Here is a 12842-nt window from a genome sequence, read left to right on the forward strand (position 1 = left end):
GATCTAGTCTGGTGATGATCGGCATTGGGGGGCATTTGATGCATTGCATATCCGACAGCCTGGAGCGGAGGCCTTCCAAATTCGTCCGCCATGCGTGATTTCGGCTTCGGCGAAATCCTGCTCGCGGCCGCGGCCGTCGTTGTAGCCGCGGCATGCGTTGGCTGGCTGTTGCGCAAGGCGCGTGCCCGGCGCCGCACCCAACGCCGGGCGGATCCGACCAACGACTATGCCGTGCGCAGGGATTGGGAGCGCAGCACCGGCACAGTCAACTACTCGTCCTTCGTCTATTTCGATGTCGACCGCGACGGAAGATACGGCGTGGGCGACCGGCCGATGGCCGGCATCATGGTGCGGCTGTTCGACGGGGAGGGCGGCTTCGTCGCTTCAACCCGGACAAACAATGGCGGCTTCGCCAACTTCGCCATGTCGGTGTCTTCGGCCGATGCCGCGATCCGTGCGCCGGGCGCCTATCAATTCGCGGTTTCGATGCCGCCGGGCTGGCGCTCGCCCAGTGCCAACGAAACGCAGTCCCAGGATTTCCGGCTGGCCCCAGGCTCGCCCGCCGGGCTGGCGTCGCGGGACCTGCCCCAGCCGGTCGGCTTGGCGCCTGCGCGCAGCCTTGCCGGCAGGATGCCGGCGGATGGCACGGTGACGCTGTCGGTGCAGGCGGTTGGACAGGTGCTGGAGAGCCTGGTGCTGGCGCCAGGTTTACCCTTCCGGCTCGACCTCACCGCCGAGGCGGATACGGTGACGCTCGCCGGCGGCGGCCTTGACCGGCAGCTTGCGCTTTCGCCCTATCCGACCGATCTCGGGCTGCTGTCGCCGCAAACCCATTCGAGCGCGGCCCCGCTGCGGACGATCGGTTTCGACGACGTCACCGGGCGCGGCTTCCGCAAGATCCCGTGCGGCCATGCCGGGCTGCAATGGCGCAATCTCAACGCCATGGCGCAGGATCACACCAAGGGCAGCGAAGGCTATGTCAACGGCAATGTTTCGGGCGACCATGTCGCCTATACCAGTAGCGGCTACCCGGCCGAATTCAGCCGCGAGACGCCATTCGGCTTCCATTCGGTGCTGCTGAGTGCTGCCTGGCTGAAATCCGAAGGGGAGATGGCGCTGATCGAGTGCTGGCTGGGCGAGCAACTGGTCGCCTGCGACCAGTTGGCGCTGTCGGCGCTGACGCCGCTGCACTACGCGCCGATGCTCACAGCTGTGACCCGTGTCAGTCTTTCGACAAAACACTATTGGCAGATGGTGCTGGACGACCTGGTGCTGGCGGGCTGACTTTTCAAGGCACCGGATTCGAAGTCACAACCGGGCCGTTGGTCGCGGCGGTGATCGACTTCAAATTGCCCTTCTTGATCAGAGCGGGGCGCTCATAGTTTCTTTTCATTTTCAAGCTCTCCTACAATGGCGATGGCGTTATCTGTAGCTGTCAACTAATAGCGTTGGCAGCGCCGATAACCCCTGGCGCAGAGACGATTATTTCTATTGCGGGAGAACCGACGGCACTGCCGCCGTGATGGATTTCAAATTGCCCTTCTTGACCAGGACGGGCCGCTCATAAACCTTCTTCATGATGCAATCTCTCCACTATATCCCACCGCGATAGTGACACATCGTCTTCTTCTGTCAATGTTGCGCTTGGATTGTCCAGTTTATGTCGGCAGCGACTGTTGCAGATTGGACACCGTGCCTTTGGCACCTTTCGATCAAAACGGAGATCAAGACTCTGGCCGCGATGGCGGCGACCACGATCCATTTCTAACTGCTTGCCTGATCGAGGCTGGTCATGGCTGTTCTTCGTAATTCAGACGTTTCTGTCCTTCACATGCGAGTACCAAGCGTTTTGCGGTTCGTCGTCGACGCTGGTAGTCTGGCCGCAGGGTCCGGCGAGGGGGAAGCGCGATGAACAGGTTGGCTGACAGGGGCCTGGCGCTTGTCCTGGCCGCGGTTGCCATGGCCTGCCTGGCGCAGGTCTATCTGCTCGCCAACAACGGCGCCTTTGCCTGGCATGGCGCTTCCTGGCTGCTGGCGCATGCGGCCTTCTTGCGGCTTTTGGGCTTCTCCGTGGCGGCACTCGCCTGCCTGGCCGGCGCCCTGCTGTTCTGGGCCGGGCTCCTGCCAGGCCGGCCGGCGCATGCCGCCGGAGCGCCGCTGTTCGGCCGCGCGGCGGAGGTTCAGGAGACCGGCAGGCCCGGCCTGCGCAAGGTGTTTTTCGCTCTGCCGCTGATTGCGCTCGCGGCGTTGGCCGTCGACCGGTTCGGCCCGTGGCATCAAGGCGGTGGCGCGGTGGCCAGCCAGCCCAAGGTGGCCGAACCCAAGCCCGATGAACCCAAGCTTGTGGAACCCATACCCGCCGAGCCGAAGGACCAGGATGTCGCCAGCGCGCCGCCGGCTCCGGAGCCTGCAACGCCACCAGCCCCGCCGGTGCCGCCAGCTCCGCCACCGGTAGCCGCCAACCCACCGCCGGCACCCGCGCCGCCCGTGGCCGCGCCCGTCGCCCCATCGCCGCCGGAGGCCGCGGTCATCCCACCGCCCACAGTGGCGCCGTTGCCGCCACCGCCGCCGGCGGTGCCGACGCAGCCCGACGGTCATCGCGACGCGGTCGTCTGGCTGGCGGTGGCGCCCGACGGGCGCTCGATCATGAGCGCCAGCACCGACCATGTGATCAAGCTGTGGGATGTTGGCGGCAAGCACCTGATCCGCAATCTCGGCGTCCACAAGGACATGGCGCGCACCGCGCTCTACATGCCCGACGGCGTCAGCGCGCTGACGGGCGGCGACGACGGCGAGATCGTGCTGCGCAAACTTGCCGATGGCGCGGTGCTGCATGTCTTCCAGTCGGGCCAGAATGGCGGCGTCAACAAGCTGGCGATCAGCCCGGACGGCAAGCGCGCCGTCAGCGGCCACGACACCGGCAATGTCATCGTCTGGGACCTCGTCGGCAATTCCGTGCTGCATGTCTTGACCGGGCACGACTGGTCGATCAGCGCGGTCGCCGTCTCGCCCGACGGCAAGCAGGCCGTCAGCGGCAGCATCGACGGCACGCTGAAACTCTGGGACATCGAAAGCGGCAAGCAATTGCGCAGCTGGCACGGCCACGAGCAAGGCACCTATGGCGCCGTGTTCACCGCCGACGGACATCATCTTATCACCGGCAGCGGCGACCTGACGATCAAGGTCTGGGACCTCGACAGCGGCCGCGAGATGAAGCGCTTCGAAGGCCATGAAGGCACGGTCTACACGCTGGCGCTGTCGGCGGACGGCAAGCGCCTGCTGTCAGGCTCACTCGACGGCACGGCAAGGCTTTGGGACATGGAAACCGGCAACCAGATCGCCATGTTCGACAGCCAGACCGGCCCGGTCTACGCCGTGGCCTTCGCCCCCGACGGCACGGTGTTGACCGGCGGCTACGACCGCACGATCAGGGACTGGCCGGCGACAGGCGGCGATGGCGTGGTGTTGTTCGCGGGGGCGCCGGGGTGAGTGGTGGAAGAGGCTGGTAACCCGCCGGCACACCGGACCGGATGCCATATGTTGCCATGGTCGACGCGGGCGGGGGGGCGCATTGTTGGGGTGTGCTCGGCGCCCGCGTCAACCAGGGCGGCTCGTACCGCCGCAGCAACACCATCGCATATTGCCTGATGTCCGAAACTTCCGTGAAAGCGGAATAGGCACCGGCGCGGATCCGATTTGCCGAGTCGCAACGGCAATTGCGAGAAACAGTTTCTCGCGCCCACCGCATTGACCTCAGGCGGGCAGGCGGCAAGGACTGGGGGTTCAACTGGGATGGCGCCCATGAGGGAGCAGACGAACTTGAGCGAACAGACGATTTTCAGCAATGCCAAACTGGCCGATGGGTCGCTGGTCGACCTCACCGTCACCGGCGGCCACTTCAGTGCGATTGCGCCGGCCGGCAAGACGCCGCCGGCTGATTTCGCCGCCGTCGCTTCCGCCATCATCGCCCCTCTCTTCGTCGATCTTGCCGGCCAGCTCGTCGTGCCGGCCTTCGTCGAGGGGCATATCCACCTCGACACCTCGTTTTATGGCGATGCCTGGCGTCCGCACATTCCCTGCACCAATGGCTTCGACGTGCGCGAGCGCGTCGCCTTCCAGGCGCGCAACCTCGCCGCCGCGGCGCCGATGGCGGAGCGGGCGAAAAACCAGCTCGAGCTCTGCGTCGGCAATGGCAGCCTCACCATGCGCAGCCATGTCATGGTCGACGGCTCGGTCGGGTTGAAACACGTCGAGACCATCCTTGCCGTGCGCGAGAATTACCGCGACCTGATCGACATCCAGCTCGTCGCCTTCCCGCAAAGCGGCATTTTGTCCTCGCCTGGCACGGCGGAGCTTCTCGACGAGGCGCTGAAGCTCGGCTGCGACCTCGTCGGCGGGCTCGATCCCGCCAGTTTCGACCGCGATGTGAAGGGCCATCTCGACGTGGTGTTCGGGCTGGCGCAAAAGCATGGCGCCGGTGTCGACATCCATCTGCATGATGGCGGCACGCTCGGGCTGTTCCAGGTCGAGGAGATCGCCACGCGGACAAAGGCGCTCGGCATGGCAGGCCATGTCGTGGTCAGCCACGCCTATGGGCTGGGCGACATCCCGGCCGATGCGCTCGACAAGGCCGGCGCGATGCTGGCGGCGGCCGGCGTTGCGATCATGACCAACGCGCCCGGAAACCATGCCTTCCCGCCGGTGGCGGCGCTCAGGCAGGCCGGCGTCACCGTGTTCGGCGGCTCCGACAACATCCGCGATTCCTGGTGGCCTTATGGCGATGGCGACATGCTTTCGCGCGCCAACATGATCGGCTACCGCTCAGGCTTCTACGAGGATCACGAGCTGGAAGCCGCCTTCGACGTGGTCACCCATGCCGGAGCGAAAGCATTGGGGTTGGCGAGTTACGGGATCGTGGTCGGCGCCAGCGCCGACTTCGTCGCCATGCCGGCGCAGCACGTGCCCGAGGCGGTGGTGGCCGTGCCGAAGGAGCGCACGGTCTATCGCCGTGGCAAGGTGGTGGCGCGGAACGGGACGGTGCTGGCGCGCTGATGCCATGGTTGGCGACGGATGGCGGAAGGGGCCTGGCGGCCAGTGCAAGGGAGACACGCCAAGCCCCGCCAGCTTCTGGCGGGAGCTGGCATTGTTTACATTAGTAGTATCTAATTTGTTTGCAAGGTGTCCTTGTGGACAGCTCCGCCGGATTTCAGAACCCGGTCGCGCCCGTTACCATCAGCACAAGAACGAACGCTGCCACGCCCCAGACAGCCGCCGCCGCCAAGGTTTGCGCGTTCAGACGGATCCTTCGATTCGGCTTTGGCAGTTGCATCCTCGTCACGGCTCAGAAGCGATCGAAATCGCAAACCCGAACCTTCTCGATGACCCAGTGATGGTGGCGCCAATGCTTCCTGACCTTCACGAAGCAATGCCGGTTGTGATGTTTGCGCCAGCGATGATCGCGCCAGTGGTGACGGCCCATGCCGCCATTGTCCGTCGTGATGACCAGGCTGGCTGCCTGCGTCGAGGCAAAGTTGATGGGGGACAGCACGGAGACAAAGAGAAGTGCGCTGAGAAGGGTGGCTTTCACTTTGAGTCCTCCATTGTGATTAAAATCTTGTGGCGCTCTGGCCATCAATCTATCGCCCGGCGGTCGGCTGCCTGGGCTGATCGGGCAGGGACCGGGGAGAGGGCGTGTTGATCGGATGGCTGCTCGCCGAAATAGAGCGCACCGCCAAGGACTAGGAACACAATCCCGACCGCCGCGAGTCCGACCATCAACACAGCGATCGCCGTCCCCGGCCCGTGGCCTGTCCTGGTGATGATGGACCGATGCCGCATGCTGTTCCTCCGAAATTCAGTCCAGTCCGGAGACCTTGCGGCAAACGACGAAAACGGCGGGATGTTCCCGTTGAAGCGCCGCATCGGCCTTTTGCGTTTCCTTGTAGGACCAAGGTCTTAGATCGCTGGGGCAAAGGTCCGAGGGGCCTTGTTCGGTTCCGGCAATGTCCATTGGACGTTCCATTACTTTAGCTAAATGAGATATAATATCTTGCCGTATCGAGAGGTGGTTTCGGGCGCTGGAAGAGGCAAATTGCGGCTGGCCGACACCCCCGAAAGCGATGTGCGAGTCTCCACATTTCGCCGGTCGAAGGCTCCCGAAAGGCAGATAAGTGGAACCTGGTTCAATCTCGACGGCGAAGCGAACGGGCTCTTGTCTTGCCAGCGCGTTTTTCGGGTGAGGGCAGGGGCTTGCGGGTGTTTCTTACCCCAGCCACCACCATAGCGCGGCCACCACCGCCAGGACCGCCGCCACCGCCAGCCCCAGCATGATGTACGACCCCTTGATGATGTCGCGGATGATCTTCTTGATCGTCTCGCGGTCGTTGAGGTTGGGGAAGGGCTCGTTGGGCGTCGCCACGCCGAGGAAATCGCAGAGCGGCGCCCAGCCTTCGGTCACCTTGTAGACCAGCAGTTTTTCAGGCGGTACCGCCGCCCTCACTTCCTCGATGTAGCTGTTATAGCGCGCCACCGCCTTGGCACTGTCGTTCATCACGCCGTTCAGCGTGCGGCCCCACACCAGCTTGCGCGACATGTCGCCGAATTTCCGGCCGAACGGCGTCAGCCATTCCAGGATCTTGAATTGCCAGACATTCTCGGTGAAGTAGATCGTGTCGATGGTGCTTTCGTACCAGGCTTCGGCGCCGCGCGGGTGGAGGGTCAGCAGCACCTTGGCATCAGGGTAGGCGGCCATCAATTCCTTCCACACGCAGCAACCGGGATTGTCGACGGTGGCCGTGTAGTTGGCGAACACACGGTTCCAATCGTGCTGCGTGCCGGGTGGGCTGTTGGCTACCTTGCGCCAGAAATCGAGATGGCCTTTGTTGGCCTTGTTCATGATCACTTCCTGCATATGGTAGGAAGGCAGGCCGAGCCTGTTCAGCGCGGCAAAGGTCGACCACGTGCCGGTGCGGCCGAAACCGGCCCCGATCAGTTTGAGCGTCATGTCCCCAACCCCTTGTCGGACTGGTCTTCTTCGTTCTCGCAGTCCGTGAGAATGAAATTGCTCCCGATCGGGCCGGATCGCAACAAATATCGGGGTTGGTCCTGCGTCGATCACGTACTTGCGCGATTGCTAAAATAATGGAACGCTGCGCACGGGTATTGGGATGCAAAGGCAGGGAGTCGCTCGAACCGGGACGTTCGGCGATTTTATGGATCGATGTATTTTGGGCGATTTCTCGTGGGCATGTCGGCGACGACCATCGTCGTCGCGGTCTGGACCTACATGGCCACCGGGTCTTTCTGGCAGGCACTGGTGTGGACGGCGGTGACCCTGATCATCCTGCAGGCCGGCTATTTCCTGCTATTCCTGGGATTGATCCTCAGGCGCGCACGCGATGCCACGACGAACCAGGATCCGGTCTACACGCCGCCGCCCTTGCGTCGGGATGGCGTCTGGTTTTGAAGCTTGCCTTAAGCCGTAGCGGGGATGGCAGTCCTCGTGGCCCGCCATCCCTTCGCGTGGAAGATGTCAGGCCTTGCCGGCCAGTGCATTAAGCTTCGCGCAGAACTCGGCGTGCGGCTTGCTCATCGCAGCGTCCTGGCATTCCTTCATCATGGCGGCCTGGTGCTTTTTCGACATCTTTGCCCAGACCTTCTTCATGTCGGCGTCGGCCTTCATGGTCTTCATGGTCTTGTCCGTGAAGAAGGGTGCCATCATCTTCGGTTCGTCGAGAATACCGGCCAATGCCGACCCGCCGATCACGGTTGCGGCCAATACTCCCAGGCAGACGGTTCTGATGTTCATGAGTTCTCTCTCCCCTGTTCCTGCCGCCGGATCGGCGGCAGTCGACAAACAGTAGCACCGACGACAATCCATTCAGACACCGCTAATATCTTTGACTGGTCACGTTTCGGTGAGCGCGTAGGCCGGCGATCCTGCCCCTTCGGCTGTACCCAGCGTTACCAGCCCATCCATTCGCGCGTGCGCCACGCCAGTCCGGCAAAGGGCGCAATCAGCGCGATGACGACGAACATCAACGTAAAGGGATGCTTGGTCACGGAAGGTCGTGGGGCCATATCGGGATTACTCCTTGTGGTTGGAAATGCGTGGGGCGGTTGGAAATGCGTGGGGCGGTTGGAAATGCGTGGGTCAACGTCATCTCCGCGACATGGTTGCATCCGACGCGGGCCACGCCGCAAGGCGGTTGGAACAACGTGGCGGCGCCGGCGTTTTTCCTGGCGCGACCGGTGAGGCTGCCACCTCCGCCGGCGCTGTCGAAGGCTCGTCCTGCTCCCGGCAGGACGAGCCTTTTTCGTGACCCTGGCGAGGTGGTCGGGAACGACACTGCCTGCTCCACGTTAGCTGTTGCTAAGCAAGGGCAAATCGATTCCCCTTCAGAACAGGAATCGCCAGGTCTGAAGCCCGACTGTCGTCATTCACTGGAAGCGCCAATACCAGACATGCTTAGTTTCGGGTTTCAAAGAAAACCTGAATGAATCCGGTCGCCGGAAGCATATAATACTAGGCGATCCATCCACTTTATTCCCGAAAATTTGGTTGGAACCTCACGAGGGTGACTGAGTTTTACTGCAGGGCGGAATTCAGATATCCAAAATGGAGGTTTGTTATGAAACGTTATCTTTCAAGTGCCGCAGCAGCGATCGTCCTGATGGGCAGCGTGGGCGTGGCCTTGGCTGACACAATCGTCGTTCAGCCGGAACAGGAGACGGTCGTTCGCGAATACGTCAAGAAGCAGCCGCTGGCGTCGGTGAACCTTCTGGGCGTCGAGCTCAAGCTCGGCTCGTCGGTACCGGACAAGGTCGAATTGCGCGAAGTGCCCAACGTCAAGTATCGCGTCGCCGTGATCAACGACCAGACCGTGCTCGTCGATCCGGATACACGTCAGATCGTCGAGGTTCTGCACTGACCCCTGGCAAGGCAATGGCGGTCGGTTGGACCGACCTGTCTTGAGAAAAGCCCGTCACGGCTTCGCGGCCATGACGGGCTTTTTCTATCTTGCCGTTGCCTGTTATTCGGCGGCCAGCTTGTCCTGCGTGCTTGTGTCGAAGTCGCTGGCGTCATGGCGCTCGTGCAGCTGCATCGCCGGCTCGCCGAAGGCGCGGTTGACCATGCGGCCGCGCTTCACCGCCGGACGCTCGTCGATCGCCTTCGCCCAGCGCTGCACATGGGTGTATTCCTGCACCGACAGGAAGTCGGCGGAATCATTGTACATGCGGCCGAGCGCCAGCCCGCCATACCAGGGCCACACCGCCATGTCGGCGATCGTGTAATCCTTGCCGCCGAGATATTCGCTCTCGGCCAGCCTGCGGTCGAGCACATCCATCTGCCGCTTCACCTCCATGGAGAAGCGGTCGATTGCATATTCGAATTTTTCCGGCGCGTAGGCGTAGAAATGGCCGAAACCTCCGCCCAGATACGGCGCCGAACCCATCTGCCAGAACAGCCAGGACAGCACTTCGGCGCGCGCCGGCTGTTCGGTGGGCAGGAATTCGCCGAATTTTTCGGCGAGATAGACCAGGATCGCGCCGGATTCGAAGACGCGCACAGGGGTCTTGCCGCTGCGGTCCATCAGGGCGGGGATCTTGGAGTTAGGGTTGACCTCGACGAAGCCGCTGCCGAACTGATCGCCATCATTGATGCGGATGAGCCAGGCATCGTATTCGGCGCCCTTGTGGCCGCGCGCCAGAAGCTCTTCCAGCATCACCGTCACCTTGACGCCATTCGGCGTTGCCAGCGAATAGAGCTGCAGCGGGTGCTTGCCGATCGGCAGTTCCTTGTCATGCGTCGGTCCGGCGATTGGCCGGTTGATGCTGGCAAAGGCGCCGCCATTTGCCTTGTTCCAGGTCCATACTTTCGGCGGTGTGTAGTCGGTCATTGCGGGCCTCGGATGGTGGGGGAGGAAGAATGGGTTGGGCAGATAACCTACAACTAGGGCTGCGGAGCGAGAAGTTCAACTTGCGTTGAACTATTGTCGCGGTCCTTGGTCTCCGGCCCTTGCACCCTCTTTGGCAAGGCATACCTATACAGATATGACCTACCCAGGAAATGACAGCATGACCATCAATCCCAATCCGCGCTCCGTCGTTGCCGTGCGCGCGACCGTTCCCGATGATGCATTCACCGCCGGCGCGCTGGGCACGCTCAGGGAAGGCAGCGGCGTCGTCATCAGGGATGACGGGCTGGTGCTGACCATTGGCTATCTCATCACCGAGGCCGAAGAGGTCTGGCTGACCGCGCATGACGGCCGCGTCATCCCCGCGCACGCACTCGCCTACGACCAGGAATCGGGCTTCGGCCTTGTCCAGGCGCTGGCGCCGACCGGGCTGCCGGCCGTGGCGCTGGGCGACGCCGGCAAGGCCCGGATCGGCGACGCGGTGGTGCTGGCCGACGGCATCGGCCGTGCGGTCGAGGCCAAGATCGTCACCAAGCAGGAATTCGCAGGCTATTGGGAGTATCTGCTCGACGAGGCGATCTTCATCGCGCCGGCGCATCCCTCCTGGGGCGGCGCGCCGCTGTTTGGCGCCGACGGCACGCTGCTCGGCATCGGCTCGCTGCGCCTGCAGATGAGCCGTGCCGGCGAAGTCGCCGATATAAACATGATCGTGCCGATCGATCTGTTGCCGCCGATCCTCGACGATCTCCTGACGCGCGGCCAGGTGGCGAGGCCGCCGCGTCCTTGGCTTGGCGCGCTCTCGGCAGAGAGCGACGGCAAGGTGGTGGTGATGAGCGTGACCGAAGGCGGCCCGGCGGCAAAAGCCGGCCTGCGTCAGGGCGACGTCATCTCCGAGGTGCGCGACGGCGCCGTCGACGGGCTCGCCGACTTCTATCGCAAGCTGTGGGAGAGCGGCTCGGCCGGCGCCGAGATCCCGATGCGCGTGGTGCGCGACGGCCGCGAGACCTGGCTGCGCGTCAAATCCGCCGATCGCGGCAGTTTCCTGAAGAAGCCGCAGCTGCAATAGGCCCAATCGGCCAGGCGATGCATCCCAGGCTGCTCAAGACCTTCCTCGCGGTGGCGCGCAGCCGCAACATCACGCGCGCCGCCGCGGCGGTGCATCTCGCGCAATCGAGCGTCAGCGACCAGATCCAGACGCTGGAAGCCGAACTGGGTGCCGCGCTGTTCACCCGCTCGAAGTCCGGTCTCGAGCTGACGCCGGCGGGGCTGGCGCTGAAGCCGATCGCCGAAGATCTGTTGCGGCTCGATGGCGAAGCGCGCGCCGCGGTGATGGCGGCAGCGGGGCAGACGAGCGAGGCGCTGACCGTCGGGGCGCTGGAGACGATTGCCTCGGCCCGGCTGGCGCCCTGGCTGGCGGAATTCCAGGCCAGCCATCCCGACATCACGGTGCGGATGAAGGTGGCCGACAGCGGCACGCTGCTGCGGCTTTTGGAGGACGGCGACATCGATGTCGCCTTCTGCTTCGAGCGCGGCGATGGCGCGAAGGCCGATGAACGCCTGGCCAGGCGAACCATAGTGCACGAACCGCTGGCGCTGGTGGCGGCGCCGGGGCAAGGCATGGCGCAGTGCGATCTGGCCGGCCTTGCCAAATCGCGCTTCGTCGCGACGGAACCCGGCTGCATCTATCGCCACATGTTCGACACCGGCTTTGCCGAAGCCGGTGTCGAGGTGCCAAAGCTTGTCGTCGAGGCCGGCAGCATCGGCGCCATCGCGCGGCTGGTGGCGGCCGGCGCCGGCTTGGGCCTCGTTCCGCGCCTCGCCGTCAGCGACGCGCTGGCGCGTGGCGATCTCATTGAATTGCCATGGCCCGGCCGGGCGCAGGCAGCACCGCTGACGATGATCTGGCGGCGCCGGCGCGTGCAGCCGCCGGCGCTGCGGCACTTGCTCGCCGCCGCGCGCGACACGCTGGCGCCGGAACGTTCTCGGGCCGGTTCAAAACCTGAATCGACAAGCCGCTCCAAAGTCTTGCTTTGAAAGCAGTTCCCGATGCCGGTTCACTTCAGACAAGCCGGTGTCCGCCTTCGACATGCAGCGTCGTTCCGGTGGCAAAACCATTGCCGAGAAGAAAGAAGATGGCATCGGCGACGTCGCCGGGCTGGCCGATCCTGCCGACCGGCAGCCGCTCGGCCATCGCGGTCAGGGTTTCGGCCTTTCGGTCGCCGGCAACCTGCGCCCAAATCTCAGTGTCGACCCAGCCGGGCGAGACGGCGTTGACGCGGATCGGCGCGAGTTCGACGGCCAGCGCCCGCACCAGCCCTTCGAGCGCTGCATTGACCGCCGCGACGACCGAGCCGCGTGGAGCCGGCCGGTAGGCGGCGATGCCGGAGACGAAGGTCATCGAACCGCTCGCGCTGAGCCGTGGCGCGCCGTGCTTGGCAAGCAGCAGTGGGCCGAACAGCTTGCTGTCTACCACGCGTTGCGCCGCCTCGAGATCAAGCTCCGGCAGCAGCCTGTAGGCGCCTTCGATATCGGCCGCCGTGCTGACGATGTGGTCGAGCCCGCCGACGCGCGCGAACAAGGACGCAACCTGGTCTTCCCTGGTGATGTCGACCACGGCCACGTCCAGACCGGCGGGATTGCCAAACGCTTCCCGCGCCTTGCTCAGCCTTTGCTCGCCACGCCCGGCGATGACGACTTCGGCGCCGGCCTCGACGCAGCGCCTGGCCAGCGCCAGGCCCATGCCGGAACCGCCACCGACGATCAGGATTTTCTGGTTCGAAATGCTCATTTCGCTCTGCCTTTGTTTTGAAGGGACAAGGGCAGGGGAATGGCAGGTCGAAGCGGCGAGGAGAAACGGAAGAAACCGATGGTGTTATCGGAGATGCCGATGATGCTGCACGGGAAGGGGAGGTTGGCCAAGGTGCG

At 63.9% G+C, this 12842-nt stretch carries 13 protein-coding genes; 7 read left to right on the plus strand and 6 right to left on the minus strand.

The window, feature by feature from the left end:
- Nucleotides 1-90 precede the first annotated feature (90 nt).
- Nucleotides 91-1284, plus strand: a complete 1194-nt coding sequence (locus EB233_RS13720) for a hypothetical protein (RefSeq protein ID WP_064989043.1) — start codon at nt 91-93, stop codon at nt 1282-1284.
- 4 nt (nt 1285-1288) lie between these two features.
- On the opposite strand, the gene EB233_RS31655 is transcribed toward EB233_RS13720, so the two are convergent.
- Nucleotides 1289-1393 (minus strand): putative RiPP precursor, encoded by a 105-nt coding sequence (locus EB233_RS31655; protein ID WP_208986324.1) that lies wholly within the window; start codon nt 1391-1393, stop codon nt 1289-1291.
- A gap of 515 nt (nt 1394-1908) precedes the next feature.
- Here EB233_RS31655 and EB233_RS13725 point away from each other — a divergent pair.
- A complete protein-coding gene (locus tag EB233_RS13725) occupies nt 1909-3489 on the plus strand; it encodes a WD40 repeat domain-containing protein (RefSeq protein WP_064989042.1) in 1581 nt (526 codons plus the stop codon).
- A gap of 312 nt (nt 3490-3801) precedes the next feature.
- A complete protein-coding gene (locus EB233_RS13730) occupies nt 3802-5052 on the plus strand; it encodes an amidohydrolase family protein (protein ID WP_155765323.1) in 1251 nt (416 codons plus the stop codon).
- A gap of 289 nt (nt 5053-5341) precedes the next feature.
- Here EB233_RS13730 and EB233_RS13735 read toward each other — a convergent pair whose 3' ends face one another.
- Both EB233_RS13735 and EB233_RS13740 read right to left on the minus strand, forming a co-directional pair.
- Nucleotides 5342-5587 (minus strand): hypothetical protein, encoded by a 246-nt coding sequence (locus EB233_RS13735; protein WP_064989040.1) that lies wholly within the window; start codon nt 5585-5587, stop codon nt 5342-5344.
- 675 nt (nt 5588-6262) lie between these two features.
- Nucleotides 6263-7003: a sulfotransferase family protein gene (locus tag EB233_RS13740; RefSeq protein ID WP_064989038.1), complete on the minus strand. Its 741-nt coding sequence runs from the start codon at nt 7001-7003 to the stop codon at nt 6263-6265.
- Nucleotides 7004-7246: 243 nt separating this feature from the next.
- Here EB233_RS13740 and EB233_RS13745 point away from each other — a divergent pair, with 243 nt between their 5' ends.
- Nucleotides 7247-7465 (plus strand): exopolysaccharide production repressor protein, encoded by a 219-nt coding sequence (locus EB233_RS13745; protein ID WP_244277632.1) that lies wholly within the window; start codon nt 7247-7249, stop codon nt 7463-7465.
- Nucleotides 7466-7531: 66 nt separating this feature from the next.
- Here EB233_RS13745 and EB233_RS13750 read toward each other — a convergent pair whose 3' ends face one another.
- Nucleotides 7532-7855: a hypothetical protein gene (locus EB233_RS13750; RefSeq protein WP_343064837.1), complete on the minus strand. Its 324-nt coding sequence runs from the start codon at nt 7853-7855 to the stop codon at nt 7532-7534.
- 775 nt (nt 7856-8630) lie between these two features.
- On the opposite strand from EB233_RS13750, the gene EB233_RS13755 reads away from it, so the two are divergent.
- A complete protein-coding gene (locus EB233_RS13755) occupies nt 8631-8930 on the plus strand; it encodes a DUF1236 domain-containing protein (RefSeq protein WP_064989037.1) in 300 nt (99 codons plus the stop codon).
- Nucleotides 8931-9032: 102 nt separating this feature from the next.
- On the opposite strand, the gene yghU is transcribed toward EB233_RS13755, so the two are convergent.
- Nucleotides 9033-9899 (minus strand): glutathione-dependent disulfide-bond oxidoreductase, encoded by an 867-nt coding sequence (gene yghU / locus EB233_RS13760; protein ID WP_064989036.1) that lies wholly within the window; start codon nt 9897-9899, stop codon nt 9033-9035.
- A gap of 178 nt (nt 9900-10077) precedes the next feature.
- Between yghU and EB233_RS13765 the strand changes: the two genes are divergently transcribed.
- On the plus strand, nt 10078-10983 hold the full coding sequence (locus EB233_RS13765; protein ID WP_027052307.1) for a S1C family serine protease: 906 nt from the start codon (nt 10078-10080) through the stop codon (nt 10981-10983).
- Between the two features lie 17 nt (nt 10984-11000).
- Entirely contained in the window at nt 11001-11951 is a 951-nt protein-coding gene (locus EB233_RS13770) for a LysR family transcriptional regulator (protein ID WP_064989035.1), read from the plus strand.
- 25 nt (nt 11952-11976) lie between these two features.
- Here EB233_RS13770 and EB233_RS13775 read toward each other — a convergent pair whose 3' ends face one another.
- Nucleotides 11977-12705, minus strand: a complete 729-nt coding sequence (locus EB233_RS13775; protein ID WP_064989034.1) for an SDR family oxidoreductase — start codon at nt 12703-12705, stop codon at nt 11977-11979.
- Nucleotides 12706-12842: the final 137 nt, after the last annotated feature.

The sequence above is a fragment of the Mesorhizobium erdmanii genome, from assembly GCF_013170725.1.
GTDB lineage: Bacteria > Pseudomonadota > Alphaproteobacteria > Rhizobiales > Rhizobiaceae > Mesorhizobium > Mesorhizobium erdmanii.